The following is a 17482-nucleotide window of genomic DNA, read 5'->3' as shown; positions in this document are numbered from 1 at the left end:
CCCATCACTCAGTGAGTCCCACCCTTCTCGGGTGGGACCCGAGAAGGAGAACAGTGGCAAAACCACGCGTACACGAGATCGCCAGCGAGCTCGGTGTCGACAGCAAGACCGCGCTCGAGAAGCTCAAGGAGCTCGGCGAGTTCGTCAAGGGCCCGAGCTCGAGCATCGAGCCGCCCGTCGCCCGCAAGCTCCGCGCGGCGCTCGAGGCATCTGGCGCGACGTCGTCGTCGGCGACCAAGCCGGCGGCACCGAAGGCCGCGCCGCGCCCGCAGGCACCGCGCCCCGCCGCACCGGCACCCGCGCCCGCCGCGCCCGTCGCAGCGGAGCAGCCCTCGGTGAACGACGCGCCGCGTCCGGCCGCCCCCATGTCGGTGGCCGAGCGGCAGGCGCAGGCCGAGGCCGCTCAGAAGGCCCAGGCGCAGAAGAACCAGGCCGACAAGGTCGACGGTGCCGCATCGTCGACGGCGCCGAAGCCGGGCGCCGCACGCCCCGGCCCGAAGCCGGGCGGCGCGCGCCCGGGCAACAACCCCTACTCGTCGAGTCAGGGCATGGGCTCGCGCCCGCCCCGCCCCGGCAACAACCCGTTCTCGCAGAACCAGGGCATGCCGCGTCCGGGTGGCGGTACGGGTGGCATCCCGCGTCCGCAGCCGCCGCGTCCGGGTGCTCCCCGCCCCGGTGCTCCGCGTCCGGGTGGGCCTGGTCAGGGTGCGCGTCCGAACGGCTTCGGCCAGCGTCCGGGTGGGCCCGGCCGTGGCGGCCAGGGCGGTGGCTTCCAGCGTCCCGGTGGTGCCGGAGCCGGTGCCGGTGGCGGATTCCAGCGCCCCGGTTTCGGACCCGCGCGTCCGGCCGGCGGTGGCGGTCGTGGCCGTGGTCCGGGTGGTGGCACCGCTGGTGCGTTCGGTCGTGGTGGCGGCAAGAGCCGCGCTCGCAAGTCGAAGCGGACGAAGCGCGCCGAGTACGAGATGCGGCAGGCGCCGTCGATCGGCGGCGTGCAGGTCCCGCGCGGCGACGGCAACACGGTCGTCCGGCTGCGTCGTGGTGCGAGCATCTCGGACTTCGCGGACAAGATCGACGCGAGCCCCGGCAACCTCGTGACGGTGCTGTTCCACCTCGGTGAGATGGCGACCGCGACCGAGTCGCTGGACGAGGCGACCTTCGAGGTCCTCGGCGAGGAGCTCGGTTACAAGATCCAGATCGTCTCCCCGGAGGACGAGGACAAGGAGCTCCTGGAGGGCTTCGACATCGACCTCGACGCCGAGCTCGACGACGAGGACGACTCGGTCCTCGTCGCTCGTCCGCCGGTCGTCACGGTCATGGGTCACGTCGACCACGGCAAGACCCGCCTGCTCGACGCGATCCGGAACGCGAACGTCGTCGCGGGTGAGGCCGGCGGCATCACGCAGCACATCGGTGCGTACCAGGTCATCACCGAGCACGAGGGCATCGAGCGCCCGATCACGTTCATCGACACGCCGGGTCACGAGGCGTTCACCGCCATGCGTGCCCGTGGTGCCCAGGTGACGGACATCGCGATCCTCGTGGTCGCGGCCGACGACGGCATCATGCCGCAGACGGTCGAGGCCCTGAACCACGCCCAGGCGGCGAACGTGCCGATCGTGGTCGCGGTGAACAAGATCGACAAGGAAGGCGCGAACCCCGCCAAGGTCCGCCAGCAGCTCACCGAGTACGGGCTCGTGGCCGAGGAGTACGGCGGCGACGTCATGTTCGTCGACGTGTCCGCGCGGAACAACACGAACATCGACGCCCTGCTCGAGGCCGTGCTGCTCACGGCCGACGCGGGACTCGATCTCCGTGCCAACCCCGACAAGGACGCCCGCGGTGTCGCCATCGAGGCGCGTCTCGACAAGGGACGCGGTGCGGTCGCGACCGTGCTCATCCAGTCCGGGACGCTGCACGTCGGCGACGCGATCGTCGCGGGTACCGCCTACGGCCGCGTCCGCGCGATGATGGACGAGAACGGCAACGCGGTCGAGGCCGCGACGCCGAGTCGTCCCGTGCAGGTGCAGGGTCTGTCGAGCGTGCCGCGTGCCGGTGACACCTTCCTGGTGACGGAGGAGGACCGCACGGCCCGCCAGATCGCCGAGAAGCGCGAGGCCGTCGAGCGCAACGCCCAGCTGGCCAAGGCCCGCAAGCGCATCTCGCTCGAGGACTTCACCCGTGCACTCGAAGAGGGCAAGGTCGACGCGCTCAACCTCATCATCAAGGGTGACGTCTCCGGTGCCGTCGAGGCGCTCGAGGAGTCGCTGCTCAAGATCGAGGTCGACGAGAGCGTCCAGCTCCGGATCATCCACCGCGGTGTCGGTGCGGTCACGGAGTCGGACGTCAACCTCGCGACGGTCGACAACGCGATCATCATCGGGTTCAACGTCCGCCCCGACACGAAGGCACGGGAACGTGCCGCTCGCGAGGGTGTGGACATCCGCTTCTACTCGGTCATCTACTCGGCACTCGAGGACATCGAGCAGTCCCTGCGGGGCATGCTCAAGCCCGAGTTCGAAGAGGTCCAGTCGGGTGTGGCGGAGATCCGCGAGGTGTTCCGTTCGTCGAAGTTCGGCAACATCGCCGGTGTGGTGGTCCGGTCCGGCACGATCACGCGCAACGCCAAGGCGCGCGTCATCCGTGACGGCGTCGTGCTCGCCGACGGTCTCGCCATCGAGTCGCTGCGCCGGTTCAAGGACGACGTCACCGAGGTCCGGACGGACTTCGAGGCGGGCGTCGGTCTCGGCAAGTACAACGACATCCAGATCGGCGACGAGATCGAGACCATCGAGATGGTCGAGAAGCCGCGCGGCTGAGTCCGCTCGTCCGGCGGGGCCGCGCCGGGACGCACACCGCGTCCCGGCGGGGCCCCGCCCTCGTTCCCACACCACCAGGAGGACCCCATGGCCGACCCACAGCGCGCCCGCAAGATGGCGGACCGCATCCAGGAGATCGTCGCCAGGCGGCTGGACAAGGGCATCCGTGACCCGCGTCTCGGATTCGTCACGATCACGGACGTCCAGGTGACCGGCGACCTGCAGCACGCGTCCGTCTTCTACACCGTGTACGGCTCGGACGAGGAGCGGCAGGACACCGCAGCGGCGCTGAAGTCCGCGACCGGCATGCTCCGCAGCGAGGTCGGCAAGAACATCACGGCTCGGCTGACCCCGACCCTCGAGTTCATCGCCGACGCCGTGCCGGAGAACGCTGCGCACATCGACGCGTTGCTCGCCGAAGCGCGTGACCGCGACGCCGCGGCGCGGGCACAGGCGTCGGCCGCGTCCTACGCGGGCGACGCCGACCCGTACCGACACGACGACGACGAGGACGACGACGAGGACTCGGCCGACGTCGTCACCCGTCAGGCGGACCCGGGCAGCGAGTAGCCGACGGCGTCGGATCCGACGGCGAGCCCGTCCCGCACCAGCGATCGGAGCGCGCGGTCGCGCTGCTCGGCGTCGGGCCACACCATCGCGATCTCGTCCAGGGTCACCGGGACGTCGCTGGCCCGGAGTTCGGCCATGATCAGCCCGCGGACCTGTCGGTCGCTCCCGGCGAACCGCGACTGCCGGGGCGCCCGCGGGCCGTCGTGCGCGGGGTGCCCCTGCGCGCGCCAACGGCATCGATCGGAGATCGGGCACACGTCGCATGCGGGCCGCTTCGCGACGCACACGAGCGCGCCGAGCTCCATGACCGCCGCGTTCGTCGCAGCCGCGTCCTCGAGGTCGGAAGGCAGCACCGCAGCCATCAGCGGCAGGTCACGTCGAGCGTTCGCCGGCCCCGGCTCGGCCTGCCCGAGCAACGCCCGGGCGAGGACCCGGCGGACGTTGACGTCGACGACCGGGTGGCGCAGCCCGAAGGCGAACACCGCGATCGCCCGTGCCGTGTAGTCGCCGATGCCGGGGAGCGCGAGGAGGGCGTCGACGTCCGATGGGACGACGCCCCCGTGTCGGTCGACGATGGCGGTCGCCGCGGCGTGCAGCGCGAGCGCGCGTCGCGGGTAGCCCAGCCGGTCCCAGGCACGGACCGCCTCGGACGGCGGGTCGGCGGCGAGGGCGGCCGGCGTCGGCCAGCGCGCGAGCCACGCCTCGAGCCGTGGGACGACCCGTGCGACCTGTGTCTGCTGGAGCATGATCTCGCTCACCATCGTGCCCCAGGCGGGGAACCCGGGTCGTCGCCACGGGAGGTCGCGGCCGTGCTGGCGGAACCACGCGATGAGCGGGGTCGCGATGTCGGGGCCGGGTCGGGCCTCCCGGGCGACGACGTCTGGGGAGACGTCCGAGGGCTGCTCGGGGCGCGCAACGGGGACCACCAGGAGAGCCTACGGTGGAGCGATGGCACGATGGGCACCGCAGGAGACCGACACCATGCAGGCGATCGCGACGGAGGTCGCGCACAATGCGGGCGCCGCTCGGACGGTGATCGCGGTCGACGGCGGGCCGGACGTCGACCTGGAGCGCGTCGCAGCGGGCCTCGTCGCGGCACTCGAGCAGCAGGGGGTCAAGGCCATGCACGCCGCGGCGTCCTCGACGGATGCCGATGGCCTCCGAGCCGAGGTCGTCGATCCCTTCCGGACGATCGGCACCGACCCCGGGATCCTCGTCGTCACGGGGAAGCGTCTGCTGTCGCGCTCCGTGCGGTCCCTCTGGCGCTGGTCCCTGTGGGTCGAGCGCGACGATCGGTCCGAGCCGCGCGCCGACGACCCGTTCGCCACGTACGTCCGTCAGGACGACCCGAAGGGTGCTGCGTCGGCCGTCCTCGACGTGACGGACCCCGAGCACCCGCGGCGGAACTGGGCGGACGCGTGCTAGCCGGAGGCGACCTGTGCGACGCCGGCTGAGCGCCGGCGCTGCTACCCTTTCCCGGTGCTCGAACCGGCCCCCAACGGGATCCTCCTCGTCGACAAGCCGGGCGGCATCTCCAGCCACCGGTCGGTCTCGATCGCGCGCCGACGCTTCGGCATCCGCAAGATCGGGCACGCCGGGACCCTCGACCCGATGGCGACGGGTCTGCTCGTCCTCGGTGTCGGGCCGTCGACACGTCTGCTGACGCACCTGGTCGGCCTCGACAAGCGGTACACCGCGACGATCCGCCTCGGTGTCGCGACCGACTCCGACGACGCCGACGGTGCCGTGGTCGCGTCCCCCGGACTGCTCCCGGACGCGCTCGACGACGTCCGGCTCGAGGAGGCCGTGGGCGCGCAGCGGGGGACCATCGAGCAGGTGCCGAGCACGGTCAGCGCCATCAAGGTCGACGGCCGACGGGCGTACGCCCGGGCGCGCGCGGGCGAGACCGTCGAGCTGGAACCGCGACGTGTGACGGTGGCGCGCTTCGACGTCCTGGCCCGGCGTGACCTGGTCGTGGTCGTGGAGGGCGTGGAGACCCCGGTCGTCGACCTCGACGTCGACGTCGAGTGTTCCTCCGGCACCTACGTCCGCGCCCTCGCCCGTGACGTCGCGGTGGCCCTCGGGACCGGTGGCCACCTCACCGCACTGCGCAGGACCCGGATCGGAGCGTTCGCCGTCGCCGACGCCGTCGTGCTCGAGGACGACGACGTCGACGTCCGGGCCCGGCTGCGCCGTCCGGCGGACGTCGCCCGCGTCCTGTTCCGGGAGGTCGTGCTCGACTCCGCAGCGGCACGGGACCTCAGCGACGGCAAACGGGTGCCGACCGACCTGGCCGACACCGACGGTCCGGTCGCGGCCGTCGCCGCGGCGGACGACCGCCTCGTCGGACTCGTGTCCGTCCGACGTGGCGCGCTGCGGGTCATCACGAACTTCCCGACAGGAGCGGACGCATGATCGACTGGTTCACCTGGGTCCAGGTCGGCTTCGCGGCCCTCACCGGCCTGTTCTGCGTCGTGGTCGGCCTGATCGGTTGGAAGCCGAACGACCCGACCGTCGGCGCGCTCGTGCTCATCGAGCTCCTGCTCATCGCCCAGGGTGTCGTCGCGATCGTGCAACCCGTGGTGGGCAACCCGCCGAGGGGCAACGCGCTCGAGTTCGGGGTGTACGCGGTGTCGGTGCTGCTCGTCCCACCTGCGGCGATCGTCTGGGCCCTCATCGACCGCACCCGGTGGAGCACCGTGGTGCTCGGAGCGGGAGCCTTCACCGTCGCGGTCATGGTCTACCGGATGTCCCAGATCTGGTTCGCCCAGGCGTGACCGGCCAGCGCCAGACCGAGCCGCGCCTCCCGGCCGCTAGAATCGGGGCGATGCCGACCAAGTCCTCTCGCGCGACCGGCATCGGTCGCGTCCTCATCGCCGTCTACGGCATCCTCGCCCTCGCGGCGACCGGACGCAGCGTCGTGCAGATCATCGAGAAGTTCCACCACGCGCCGTTCGCCTACACGTTGAGTGCCCTGTCCGCCGTGGTCTACATCGTCGCGATGGTCGCGCTCATCGCCCCGGGCCGCACCTGGTACCGCGTCGCTTGGGTGACGATCGGGTTCGAGATGGTCGGAGTCGTCGTCATCGGGTTCCTGTCGCTGTTCGACCACGCCCTGTTCCCCGACGACACCGTGTGGTCGGGCTTCGGAGCCGGGTACTACTGGGTGCCCCTCGTCCTGCCGGTCGCCGGGCTGTGGTGGTTGCGGACCCACCACCGTGCCGCTGTGCAGGCCATCGCGACGGACCCGTCGTCGTCGCGCGTCGCGCCCGAGCCGGACGCGGAACGGGCCGCGGCCGGTCGTGCCGACGCCGCGACCTCGGGGGAGTGACGATGCAGTACTTCGCCGACCTCGCCGAGGTCCCGGCGGGCTTCGGTCCGAGCGCGGTCACGATCGGCAAGTTCGACGGCGTCCACGTCGGGCACCGCGCCGTCATCGCGCAGCTCGAGGACGCCGCGCGTGAACACGACCTCGTGTCCACCGTCGTGACCTTCGACCGTCACCCGCTGTCGGTGCTCGATCCCGGGCACGTGCCACCGGCGCTCACGAGCATCCGGCAGCGGCGCGAGCTGCTCGAGGCGGCCGGGGTGGACGCGACCCTCTTGCTGCCGTTCGACCAGTCCCTGCAGTCGCTGCCCGCCGCCGAGTTCGTCGCGCGCGTCCTCGTGGGTGCCCTCCACGCACGGGTCGTGCTCGTCGGGAGCGACTTCCGGTTCGGCGCCCGCGGTGCCGGCGACGTCGACCTGCTCCGGCGCCTCGGCGAGCAGCACGGGTTCTCCGTCCGGTTGATCGATGACGTGGACCTCGTCGACGACGGCCGGCCCGCGGGGGAACGGCGCGTCTCGTCGACCTGGATCCGCGAGCTGCTGTCCGTCGGTCGCGTCGCGGAGGCCGCGCGGCTGCTCGGCCGCGACCACGCCGTGCGGAGCACGGTGGTGCACGGCAACGAGCGCGGGCGCGAGATGGGCTACCCGACCGCCAACCTCGATCCCGACTGCGAGGGGTTCGTGCCCGCGGACGGCGTGTACGCCGCGCGGGTGCTGCATCGGGGCCGGACCTACCCGGCCGCGGTCTCCGTCGGGAACAACCCGACGTTCGAGGGCGTCCCCGAGAAGCAGATCGAAGCGCACCTGCTCGACGTCGACATCGACCTGTACGACGACGTCATCACGGTGATGTTCGTCGCCTACGTGCGCGGCATGGTCGCGTTCGACGGCATGGACGCGCTCGCGGCGCAGATGCGGCAGGACGACCGCGAGATCCGGCTGATCCTGGGCGTCGACTAGCTGCTGGGTCGACCAGCGGCCGGCGGCGCGACCCGGGCATGTCCGACGAGCGGGTCGCCGACGACGTCACGATCCCAGTGCGTCCAGCCAGATCCTCCTGGCGTCCAGGGCCTCCTGCGCGGCCTTGATCCGAGCGGTGTCGCCCGAGGCCTCGGCGTCGTTCAGCTCGGCCTGGAGCTTGCCGATGGCGTCCTCGAGCTGGCTCGCGAGCCCGGCGGACCGGGCCTTGCGCTCGGGGTCCGACTCGCGCCAGTGCTCGTCCTCGAGCCCGCGGACGTGCGACTCGATCGCACGCATGCGGTCCTCGACACTGCGGACGCGGTCGCGCGGCACGCGACCGATCTCGTCCCACCGGCGCTGGACGTCGGTCAGGCGTCGGCGTGCCGCGACCCGGTCGGTCTCCTGCAGCAGGGGCTCGGCCTCGGTCAGCAGCGCGAGCTTCGCGTCGAGGTTCGCCGTGTACTCTTCGGACTCGCGGGCGACCTCGTCGTGCTTCTGCGCGAAGAGGACGTCACCCGCGGCCTTGAACCGGCTCCACAGTGCGTCGTCGTACCGCTTGCCCGCGCGGCCGGCGTGCTTCCAGTCCTCGAGCAGTTGGCGGTACGCGGGGATGCCGTCCGAGCCGCGGGTCGCGAGCGCCTCGGCCTGGTCGACGAGTTCCTGCTTGCGGGACCGTGCCTCGCGGTGCTGCGCGTCGAGATCGGCGTAGAAGGCACGGCGGTGCTGGTCGACGGTGGAACGGGCGGTGCGGAACCGCTTCCACAGCTCGTTGCCCTCGTTCTTCGGGATCCGCGGACCATCGTGCTGGTGCCGCTGCCACCGGGCGAAGACGTCGTCGAGCTGCGTGGTGATCTGCTTCCACTGCGCCCGTGCCGGATCCACCGCCGCCAGTGCCTCGGCTTCCTCGACGAGGCCCCGTCGGTACGCCAGCGCGTCGGTCAGGGCCTGCTCGGCCTGTTCGGCCTGCTCACGACCGAGGGAGCCGACCTGCTCGCCGAGGACGTCCACGCGCCGCTCGAGGGCCTGGATGTCGCCGACCACCCGAGCGTCGGCGAGCGCCGTGCGGAGGTGCTCGACCGTCCGGCCGATGTCGGACGCCGAAGCGCCGCGCTGCGCGCGCTGCTCGGCGATCCGCACCTGACCCTCGAGGTCGGCGTACTTCCGGGCGTAGTAGGCGAGGGCTTCCTCCGGGGCGGCGTCGGGGTACTCACCGACCGCACGCTCGCCGTCGCCGTACCGGACGTACACCGTCCCGGTCTCGTCGACTCGCCCCCAGCTCGTTGCTTCGTCAGGTCCCACAGGTCTCGCCTCGATCGTGGTCGTGCTCGCCGACGTCACCGTCGGCCGGTCAGGACGCCAGCCTATTGCACGGGCTGTGATGGCGACGGGTCACTTGCCAGGGGCGTGGGCGGCCGGTGGCGGCGGCACCTCCGACACAGGACCAACCGTTCCGCCGGGGAGGCCGTGGGTCACCGCTCGATGGCGATGGTCGCGCCCGTGATGGTCGTGGGGACCTTCGGCGCACCGGTACCGTCGCTGCCGGCGGTGCCGATCCCCTTCGACGTGATCGTCTTCCGGAGCCGGGGGAGCCCCGCGGTCACCTTGCCGACGACCGTGTAGCCGCCGGTCGAGCCGTCGAGGTGCGTGTCGCCGTAGGTGATGAAGAACTGCGTGTTCTGGGAGTACTGCGAGCTGCTCCGGGCCATGGCGATCGTGCCGGTCGGGTAGTCGCCGTCCGCGGGGACGTTCTCGAGCGGTCCGTACTCGAACCCGGCGTCCCCGGTGCCGTCGCCGTTGGCGGAGCCGCACTGGATGAACTGTGCCCCCTTCGTGACGCTGAGCCGGTGGCAGGACGTGCCGTCGTAGAACTGCTTGCGGATGAGGTCGACCAGGACGCTCGTCGACTGGGGTGCGGCCTTCCCGTCGAGTTCGATGTCCAACGTGACCGTCTTGTTGAGCGTGAGCCTGCCGGTCCAGGTCGAGGCCTTCGCGATGGACGCGCTCGGCACGTTCCCGGTGTCCGCCGCGGTGGCGCTGGCGGACGGGGTCGGCGTGCTCGTGGCGGACGCCGACGCCGACGCCGACGCCGATGCCGATGCCGATGCTGATGCGGAGGCCGTCGCCCGCCCGTCGTGCACGAGCTGTGAGCCCGTGGCGAGTGCCGCGACGACGACGAGTGCCACGAGTGCGACGAGGTCGTCCCGCCGCCGCCTCCGGCGTCGCCGGTCGTGGAGGCCCTGGCGCGCCTGGTACAGACGGAGGCGGTCGCGCGCCTCCCTGGCATCCCTGCCCTGGTTCCTCGGTGCCACGTGTCCTCCGCCCTGGTCCCGCGTCCCGGCCGCCCCGGTGCCAGGGAGGATCGTAGTGGACGACCCGATGACCGATCGCCGCGGCCTGCGGTGGTGGCGTCCTCCCGGTCCCGCGCATCGTGTCGGTGCCGCCGCTTACCATGGGCGACATGGCAGCGGACCGGTCGGTGACGGGCGTGCAGAGCGCGCCGGGCGTCGGTCAGGGCGCGGCGCCGCTCGCCGTGCGCATGCGGCCGACGAGCCTCGACGAGGTCGCCGGGCAGGGGCACCTGCTCGGGCGCGGATCACCACTCGTGTCCCTGGCGTCCGGAGCGGACGACCGTCCCGGTGGCGTCTCGGTCATCCTCTGGGGTCCACCGGGCACCGGCAAGACCACCATCGCGCAGGCCATCGCCCGTTCTTCCGGTCGGGCCTTCGTCGAACTGAGCGCCGTCACCGCAGGCGTCAAGGACGTGCGTGAGGTGATGGAGCGCGCCCTCGCCCACCGCGATCTCTACGGCTCGACCACCGTCCTGTTCCTCGACGAGATCCACCGGTTCAGCAAGGCCCAGCAGGACGCCCTGCTGCCGGGGGTCGAGAACGGCTGGGTCGTCCTCATCGCCGCGACGACCGAGAACCCCTCGTTCTCGGTCATCGCGCCCCTGCTCTCCCGGTCGTTGCTCCTGACACTGCGCCCACTGTCCGACGCGGACCTCGGGACCCTGGTCGACCGCGCCGTGGAGGATCCTCGTGGACTGGCCGGGACCGTCGTCCTCGGTGACGAGGCCCGTGCGGCGCTCGTCCGACTCGCCTCGGGTGACGCCCGCCGTGCCCTGACCGCCCTCGAGGCGGCCGCGCAGTCGGCGATCGCGGCGTCGGACGACCACGAGACCGTGCCGGTCGTCACGGCCGAGACGATCGCGGCCGCGGTGGACCGCGCGCTCCTGCGGTACGACCGGCAGGGGGACGAGCACTACGACGTCATCAGCGCGTTCATCAAGTCGATCCGTGGCAGCGACGTCGATGCCGCGCTGCACTACCTGGCCCGCATGATCGAGGCGGGCGAGGACCCGCGGTTCATCGCGCGCCGGGTGATCATCTCGGCGTCCGAGGACATCGGGATGGCCGATCCCCAGGCGCTCCCGATCGCGGTCGCCGCAGCCCAGGCCGTGCAGCTGATCGGGATGCCCGAGGGCCGCATCCCCCTCGCCGAGGCGGTGGTCTACCTCGCCACCGCACCCAAGTCGAACGCCGCGTACACCGGCATCGACGCGGCGATCGCCGATGTCCGGGCGGGCCGGATGGGAGTCGTCCCCACCCACCTGCGCGACGCGCACTACCCCGGTGCGAAGCGGCTCGGCCACGGCAAGGGGTACGTCTACGCGCACGACGCCGAGCACGGGGTTGCGCGACAGCAGTACCTCCCCGACGTCCTCGAGGGCACCGAGTACTACAGCCCCACGACGAACGGGAACGAGCGCGAGGTCGGACCGCGACTCGACCGACTGCGGCGCATCATCCGCGGATCCTGACACGGACGGCCTCGCTGCTTCCGACGGCCGCGGCCGCCCTGCTATGCTGTTCGCGCCCACGTCCGGGTCCTCGCGTGCGGCTGCGTCGAGGACCGCAGTGACCGCGGTTCGGACTGTAGCCGTCCGATCCCACAGGCTCATCCCTCTGGATCCCGTCACGGGCGGTCCGATCCGCGTCAGCGGAGCTCCGCAGGTGATCGTCGTGTGCGCACGGCGGGGCCACCGTGATCCGTTCGTTCAGTACAGAAAAGGACCCTGTGTCTACCAAGTCACGTTCCCGCAGCAAGACCCGCCTGTCGCGCGCGCTCGGCATCCCGCTGACGCCGAAGGCGGCCCGTTACCTCGAGAAGCGCCCCTACGGGCCGGGTGAGCACGGTCGCACCCGCCGCAAGGCCGACAGCGACTACGCCGTCCGCCTCCGTGAGAAGCAGCGTCTGCGTGCCCAGTACGGCATCCGCGAGAAGCAGCTCCGCATCGTCTTCGAAGAGGCCCGCAAGTCGAAGGGCCTGACGGGTGAGAGCCTCGTCGAGCTCCTCGAGGAGCGTCTCGACGCGCTCGTCCTCCGCGCCGGCTTCGCCCGGACCACCGCGCAGGCACGCCAGCTCGTCGTGCACCGCCACATCCTGGTCGACGGCAAGCTCGTCGACCGTCCCTCGTTCCGCGTCAAGCCGGGGCAGCTGATCCACGTCAAGCAGCGCTCCGAGTCGCTCGAGCCGTTCCAGGTCGCCGCCGCCGGTGGTCACCTGGACGTCCTCCCGAAGGTGCCCGGGTACCTCGAGGTCGAGATCGACAAGCTCCAGGCCCGCCTCGTGCGTCGCCCGAAGCGCGCCGAGGTCCCCGTGACCTGCGAGGTCCAGCTGGTCGTCGAGTACTACGCCGCCCGCTGATCCACAGCACCACCGCCGAGGGCGGGTCGTCCACAGCGGACGGCCCGCCCTCCGGCGTTCCGGCGGACCGCACTAAGCTGGGCAGGGCACGCCTGCGGGTGTGGGAGGGAGCCGGACGTGAAGCAGCTGTTCTTCGTCGCCGTCGGTCTCGTGGTGGGGTTCGTCCTCGCGCGGCGGGTCGACCGGTCGCAGGCTGCCCAGCGCCCCGTGGTCCGGGCCGGATCGGCGGCGAAGGCCTTCGCATCCGCCGTCGCCGATGGCTACCGCTCGCGCGAGGCCGAGTTGCGGGCGCGCCCCGGCGACCACGCCTGACCCCATCGGTGCGGCCGGCCCCGGTCTCCGCCCGGGGGCGCCTTCCGTCACCCCGCCAGTCCACCGTCACGACCAGGAAGCACCATGCAGACCGCTGACATCCGCCGCCGCTGGCTCGAGTACTTCGGGGACCGTGGCCACACCGTCGTCCCCTCCGCCTCGCTCGTGTCGGACGACCCCTCGCTGCTGTTCACCGTCGCGGGGATGGTCCCGTTCATCCCGTACCTGTCCGGTCTGGTGCCGGCGCCGTTCCCCAGGGCCACGAGCGTGCAGAAGTGCATCCGCACGAACGACATCGAAGAGGTCGGGCGGACGCCGCGGCACGGCACGTTCTTCCAGATGAACGGGAACTTCTCGTTCGGCGACTACTTCAAGGAGCAGGCGATCACGTACGCGTGGGAGCTGCTCACGTCGAACGAGTCGGACGGGGGTCTCGGGTTCGACCCGAAGGACCTCTGGGTCACCGTGTACAAGGACGACGACGAGGCCATCCGGTACTGGAAGCAGATCGCCGGGCTGCCGGACGAGCGCATCCAGCGGCTCGACAAGGACACGAACTACTGGTCGACCGGTCAACCCGGCCCGGCGGGCCCCTGCTCCGAGATCTTCTTCGACCGCGGTCCTGCCTACGGCGCCGACGGCGGCCCCGCGACCGACGACGACCGCTACGTCGAGATCTGGAACCTCGTGTTCATGCAGTACCAGATCCAGGACGTCCGCTCGAAGTACGACTTCGAGATCGTCGGGGAGCTCCCGAGCAAGAACATCGACACGGGCATGGGTCTCGAGCGCGTCGCCTTCCTCAAGCAGGGCGTCGACAACATGTACGAGATCGACCAGGTCCGCCCGGTGCTCGACCGCGCCGCGGAGCTCTCCGGTCGTCGGTACGGCGCCGACCACGGTGACGACGTCCGCATGCGCGTCATCGCGGACCACGTCCGGTCGTCGCTGATGCTCATGTCGGACGGTGTCCAGCCGTCGAACGAGGGCCGCGGGTACATCCTCCGGCGGCTGCTCCGGCGTTCGGTCCGCGCGATGCGACTCCTCGGGGTCCAGGACGCCACCTTCCCGGAGCTCTTCCCGGCGTCCCGCGACGCCATGAAGGCCGCGTACCCCGAGGTCCACGATGACTTCGACCGCATCGCGCGGCTCGCCTTCGCCGAGGAGGACGCGTTCCTCCGCACGCTCGAGCAGGGCACGACCATCCTCGACGTCGCCGTCGACCGCGCCAAGCAGGACGGGGGTGCCCCGATCGGCGGCGACACCGCGTTCCTCCTGCACGACACGTTCGGGTTCCCGATCGACCTCACGCTCGAGATGGCCGAGGAGGCCGGCCTGCGTGTCGACCGCGCGGCGTTCGACACCCTCATGGCGGACCAGCGTGCTCGTGCCAAGGCCGACGCCAAGAGCAAGAAGCGCGCGCTGGCGGACCTCAGCGTCTACAGCGCCTTCCGTGCCCAGGGCGAGACCGTGTTCACGGGGTACGACACCCTCGAGACCGAGACCCGTGTGCTCGGGATCATCGTCGACGGCCGGGGCGTGGACCGCGCGGTGGCGGGCGACATCGCCGAGATCGTCCTCGCCGAGACCTCGCTGTACGCGGAGTCGGGCGGACAGGACGCCGACCAGGGATCGATCGTCGGCAACGGTTTCGACCTCGAGGTGCTCGATGTGCAGAAGCCGGTCGCGGGCCTGTACAGCCACACGGTGCAGGTGCGGTCGGGCGAGGTCGGGGTCGGTGACGCCGCGACCACGGTGGTCGACGCCGAGTACCGGCGCGGTGCGACCCAGGCCCACTCCGCGACGCACCTGGTGAACGCGGCACTGCGCGAGATCCTCGGGCCCGACGCGCTGCAGGCCGGCTCGTACAACAAGGCCGGGTACATGCGGCTCGACTTCTCGTGGAGCCAGCCCGTGTCCCTCGCGACGCGGACCGAGATCGAGGACGTCGTGAACGGCGCCATCCGGTCCGACCTCGACGTCACGACCCGTGTCCTGCCGCTCGACGAGGCGAAGGCGCTCGGGGCGCAGGCACTCTTCGGCGAGAAGTACGGGTCCGAGGTCCGGATGGTCGACATCGGCGGACCCTGGTCGCGCGAGCTGTGTGGTGGCACGCACGTGGCGTCGAGCGCCCAGGTCGGGCTCGTCAACCTCGTGGGCGAGAGCAGCGTCGGGTCGACGAACCGCCGTGTCGAGGCGCTCGTCGGGCTCGAGGGTTTCCGCGACCTCGCCGTCGAGCGGACCATCGTGTCGCAGTTGTCGAGCGCGTTGAAGGCGCCGCGCGAGGACCTCCCCGCCCGCGTCGCCGGACTGATGGCCGACCTCAAGAGCGCCGAGAAGCGGATCGCCGAGTTCGAGTCGGCGAACCTGCAGCAGCGCGTCCCGGGCATCGCTCGGACCGCTGGCAAGGTCGGTGACACCACCGTCGTCGCGCAGACGGTCGATGGCCTGAACTCGTCGGACGACCTCCGGTCCCTCGCGACCGCCGTGCGCGGGCAGCTCGGCACGGACGCGGCCGTCGTCGTGCTCGGTGCGGTCGTGAACGGCAAACCGGCCGTCATCGTCGCCACCAACGACGCCGCTCGACAGCACGGCGTCCAGGCGGGCCCCCTCGCGAAGGAGGCCGCCGGCGTCCTCGGCGGGGGCGGCGGCGGCAAGCCGGACCTCGCCCAGGGCGGCGGCACCGACGTGGCGGCGCTCCCCGCAGCGCTCCGCGCGGTCACCGATCGTCTCGGCGCCTGACCGGCGTGCGCACCGGGAGACGCCTCGGCGTCGACGTCGGACGGGCGCGCATCGGGGTGGCGGTGTCGGACCGCGACGGCCTGCTCGCCACCCCGGTCGAGACCGTCCGTCGCGATGACCGGCGAGACGTGCCCCGGATCCTCGAGCTCGCGGCGGAGTACGACGCGATCGAGGTGATCGTCGGGCTCCCGTTGTCGCTGTCCGGGGACGACACCCCGTCGACCACGGACGCGCGGGCCTTCGCCGCACGGATCGCGACCCGGGTCCCGGTGCGCCTCGTGGACGAACGGCTGTCGACCGTGAGTGCCCAGCGGGGCATGCGCGAGGCGGGCCGGGACAGCCGGAGATCGCGAGCCGTCATCGATCAAGCCGCCGCTGTTATCATTCTGCAACATGCGCTCGACCGAGAGCGCTCGGGAGGCACTCCGCCGGGGTCACTGATCCCGTGACTCGTGCGAGAGCGACCCGATCCGAGCAACACCGACCCGAGGAACATCGAGCAGCGTGGCAGACGACCTTGATTGGCGTGCGATCATCGCGCCCGGCGACGATGCCGACCAGCAGCGTGACGACCGCGCCGTCGGGGCCGCCGACGACCGGGCACCTTCCGCTCCGGACCGCGCCGGAGCTCCGCTCGGACCCAGCGCCGCCGATGCTCGTCCTCCCCACCTGACCCGCCGCGCAGCTCGAGAGGCCGCGGCCCGGGCCGACCGCAGCAGCGGGGGCGACGACGTCGTCACCGACCCACAGGACCACCACCACAGCGACGTCCGTGCGCTGTTCGGCCACCACGACGACGAGACCGCCGACCGAGACGCGCCCGGCCGGGCCGAGCAGGATGCCGCCGCGGTCGCCGTCGGAGCAGCGGCGGGCCGCGACGGGGGAGTCGGCGACGGGCGTCGCTCCGGGCGTCGCGGTGGGGCCTCCCGGCGTTCGCAGCCGCCGCGCCGCCGTCGCTCGCGGGGCGCGGTCGTCGCGGGCATCGTGATCGTCGCCATCGTGCTCGCGGGGGGTGCCGGCGCCACCCTGTTCGTGGTGCCGAAGGTCCAGTCGGTCGTCGCGAGCCTGACGAAGAAGCAGGAACCCACCGACTACACGGGGAGCGGCACGGGCAAGGTGACGGTCACCATCAAGGAGGGCGACATCGGCAGCGACGTCGCGAAGACCCTGCACCGGAGCGGTGTCGTCAAGACCTCGACCGCGTTCTACCAGCTCCTCCTCACCAAGCAGGACGTCCAGTTCCAGCCGGGTTCATACCAGCTCAAGCACCACATGAGCGCGAAGGCGGCCCTCGCGGCGCTGCAGGACAGCGCGAACAAGGTGACCGCGACCGTCCTGATCCCCGAGGGCGCGGTGCTCAAGGACGTCGAGGCGTCACTCGTGAGCAAGGCCGGCCTCACCCAGGCGTCGGTGACCGCCGCCGCCGCGGACGTCTCGGGTTACGGCCTCCCTGCGGGGGTGACGAGCCTCGAGGGCTACCTGTTCCCCGCCACGTACCCGATCAACCCGTCGTGGACGGCAACGCAGTACTTCCAGTCGATGGTCGACACCATGAACCAGCACCTCGACGACGCGGGGGTGCCGGTGGCCGAACGCGCGCGCGTCGTGACGTTCGCCTCGGTCGTGCAGAAGGAAGCCGGACTCGCCGCCGACTACCCGAAGGTGGCCCGGGTGTTCCAGAACCGCATCGACCAGGGCATGCCGCTCCAGTCGGACGCGACGGTCGCGTACGGCACCGGGCACACGGACCGGGTGACCACGACCGACGCCGAGCGCGCGGACGCGGGCAACCCGTACAACACGTACCAGCACAAGGGGCTCCCGCCCGGTCCGATCTCGAACCCGGGCGACATCGCCATCAACGCGGTCATGCATCCCGCGGCCGGCAGCTGGCTGTACTTCGTGACGGTCGACCTGCAGACCGGAGCGACCGTGTTCTCGACGACCTACGCGGAACACGAGGCCGCGGTCGCCCAGTGGCAGGCGTGGATGAAGGCCCACCCCGACTACAAGTGATCCCGGGCGGCGGCCGGCCGTTCGGGCTGTGG

Annotated in this window: 16 protein-coding genes; 13 read left to right on the top strand and 3 right to left on the bottom strand. The window is 71.6% G+C overall.

Translation table 11 applies throughout. From position 1 onward, the window contains the following. The first annotated feature begins 53 nt into the window (after positions 1-53). Both infB and rbfA read left to right on the top strand, forming a co-directional pair. Positions 54-2816, top strand: coding sequence for a translation initiation factor IF-2 (infB, locus tag DEI82_RS04595; RefSeq protein WP_111013242.1), 2763 nt, complete (start codon positions 54-56; stop codon positions 2814-2816). An 87-nt stretch (positions 2817-2903) separates the two neighbouring features. Beyond that, positions 2904-3386, top strand: a complete 483-nt coding sequence (gene rbfA / locus DEI82_RS04590; RefSeq protein ID WP_111035914.1) for a 30S ribosome-binding factor RbfA — start codon at positions 2904-2906, stop codon at positions 3384-3386. On the opposite strand, the gene DEI82_RS04585 is transcribed toward rbfA, so the two are convergent. Next, positions 3362-4231: an A/G-specific adenine glycosylase gene (locus DEI82_RS04585; RefSeq protein WP_111013384.1), complete on the bottom strand. Its 870-nt coding sequence runs from the start codon at positions 4229-4231 to the stop codon at positions 3362-3364. The genes rbfA and DEI82_RS04585 overlap by 25 nt on opposite strands. A 103-nt stretch (positions 4232-4334) precedes the next feature. Here DEI82_RS04585 and DEI82_RS04580 point away from each other — a divergent pair, with 103 nt between their 5' ends. Genes DEI82_RS04580 through DEI82_RS04560 form a run of 5 tightly spaced genes read left to right on the top strand, consistent with a single transcriptional unit; the run spans position 4335 to position 7673 of the window. Beyond that, on the top strand, positions 4335-4811 hold the full coding sequence (locus DEI82_RS04580; RefSeq protein WP_111013244.1) for a hypothetical protein: 477 nt from the start codon (positions 4335-4337) through the stop codon (positions 4809-4811). A gap of 54 nt (positions 4812-4865) precedes the next feature. Beyond that, positions 4866-5801 carry a tRNA pseudouridine(55) synthase TruB gene (gene truB, locus DEI82_RS04575; protein ID WP_111035913.1) on the top strand — a complete coding sequence of 312 codons (936 nt, stop codon included), beginning with the start codon at positions 4866-4868 and terminating at the stop codon, positions 5799-5801. Next, positions 5798-6163, top strand: coding sequence for a hypothetical protein (locus tag DEI82_RS04570; protein ID WP_111035912.1), 366 nt, complete (start codon positions 5798-5800; stop codon positions 6161-6163). Before truB ends, DEI82_RS04570 begins: the two co-directional genes overlap by 4 nt. Before the next feature lie 50 nt (positions 6164-6213). Beyond that, complete coding sequence (locus DEI82_RS04565; RefSeq protein WP_111035911.1) at positions 6214-6717, top strand: hypothetical protein; 504 nt, start codon at positions 6214-6216, stop codon at positions 6715-6717. 2 nt (positions 6718-6719) lie between these two features. Then, a complete protein-coding gene (locus DEI82_RS04560) occupies positions 6720-7673 on the top strand; it encodes a bifunctional riboflavin kinase/FAD synthetase (RefSeq protein ID WP_111035965.1) in 954 nt (317 codons plus the stop codon). A 66-nt stretch (positions 7674-7739) separates the two neighbouring features. On the opposite strand, the gene DEI82_RS04555 is transcribed toward DEI82_RS04560, so the two are convergent. Both DEI82_RS04555 and DEI82_RS04550 read right to left on the bottom strand, forming a co-directional pair. Then, the gene (locus tag DEI82_RS04555) at positions 7740-8972 is read right to left on the bottom strand and encodes a DUF349 domain-containing protein (RefSeq protein WP_181434787.1); all 1233 of its coding nucleotides are present in this window, start codon (positions 8970-8972) and stop codon (positions 7740-7742) included. A gap of 170 nt (positions 8973-9142) precedes the next feature. Beyond that, positions 9143-9982, bottom strand: a complete 840-nt coding sequence (locus DEI82_RS04550; RefSeq protein WP_111035910.1) for a peptidylprolyl isomerase — start codon at positions 9980-9982, stop codon at positions 9143-9145. Between the two features lie 149 nt (positions 9983-10131). On the opposite strand from DEI82_RS04550, the gene DEI82_RS04545 reads away from it, so the two are divergent. The 6 genes from DEI82_RS04545 (at position 10132) to mltG (ending at position 17450) form a co-directional block, all read left to right on the top strand. Beyond that, positions 10132-11493 carry a replication-associated recombination protein A gene (locus DEI82_RS04545; protein WP_111009363.1) on the top strand — a complete coding sequence of 454 codons (1362 nt, stop codon included), beginning with the start codon at positions 10132-10134 and terminating at the stop codon, positions 11491-11493. A 257-nt stretch (positions 11494-11750) separates the two neighbouring features. Beyond that, positions 11751-12380 (top strand): 30S ribosomal protein S4, encoded by a 630-nt coding sequence (gene rpsD, locus DEI82_RS04540; RefSeq protein WP_111009163.1) that lies wholly within the window; start codon positions 11751-11753, stop codon positions 12378-12380. A 117-nt stretch (positions 12381-12497) separates the two neighbouring features. Then, complete coding sequence (locus tag DEI82_RS04535) at positions 12498-12692, top strand: hypothetical protein (RefSeq protein ID WP_111009162.1); 195 nt, start codon at positions 12498-12500, stop codon at positions 12690-12692. A gap of 84 nt (positions 12693-12776) precedes the next feature. Beyond that, positions 12777-15434 (top strand): alanine--tRNA ligase, encoded by a 2658-nt coding sequence (gene alaS, locus DEI82_RS04530; RefSeq protein ID WP_111035909.1) that lies wholly within the window; start codon positions 12777-12779, stop codon positions 15432-15434. A gap of 5 nt (positions 15435-15439) precedes the next feature. Further along, the gene (ruvX, locus tag DEI82_RS04525; RefSeq protein WP_181435103.1) at positions 15440-15883 is read left to right on the top strand and encodes a Holliday junction resolvase RuvX; all 444 of its coding nucleotides are present in this window, start codon (positions 15440-15442) and stop codon (positions 15881-15883) included. Positions 15884-15938: 55 nt separating this feature from the next. Then, the gene (gene mltG, locus DEI82_RS04520) at positions 15939-17450 is read left to right on the top strand and encodes an endolytic transglycosylase MltG (RefSeq protein ID WP_258371954.1); all 1512 of its coding nucleotides are present in this window, start codon (positions 15939-15941) and stop codon (positions 17448-17450) included. The last annotated feature ends 32 nt before the right edge of the window (positions 17451-17482 follow it).

This window comes from Curtobacterium sp. MCBD17_019 (genome assembly GCF_003234555.1).
GTDB lineage: Bacteria > Actinomycetota > Actinomycetes > Actinomycetales > Microbacteriaceae > Curtobacterium.
This window is presented reverse-complemented; position numbering and strand designations above follow the sequence as displayed.

Excerpts from the sequence above, each read along its gene's own strand:
- DEI82_RS04565 (WP_111035911.1), top strand. The coding sequence starts at position 6,214 with ATGCCGACCAAGTCCTCTCGCGCGACCGGCATCGGTCGCGTCCTCATC.
- rbfA (WP_111035914.1), top strand. The coding sequence starts at position 2,904 with ATGGCCGACCCACAGCGCGCCCGCAAGATGGCGGACCGCATCCAGGAG.
- alaS (WP_111035909.1), top strand. The coding sequence starts at position 12,777 with ATGCAGACCGCTGACATCCGCCGCCGCTGGCTCGAGTACTTCGGGGAC.
- DEI82_RS04580 (WP_111013244.1), top strand. The coding sequence starts at position 4,335 with ATGGCACGATGGGCACCGCAGGAGACCGACACCATGCAGGCGATCGCG.
- DEI82_RS04560 (WP_111035965.1), top strand. The coding sequence starts at position 6,720 with ATGCAGTACTTCGCCGACCTCGCCGAGGTCCCGGCGGGCTTCGGTCCG.
- DEI82_RS04545 (WP_111009363.1), top strand. The coding sequence starts at position 10,132 with ATGGCAGCGGACCGGTCGGTGACGGGCGTGCAGAGCGCGCCGGGCGTC.
- DEI82_RS04570 (WP_111035912.1), top strand. The coding sequence starts at position 5,798 with ATGATCGACTGGTTCACCTGGGTCCAGGTCGGCTTCGCGGCCCTCACC.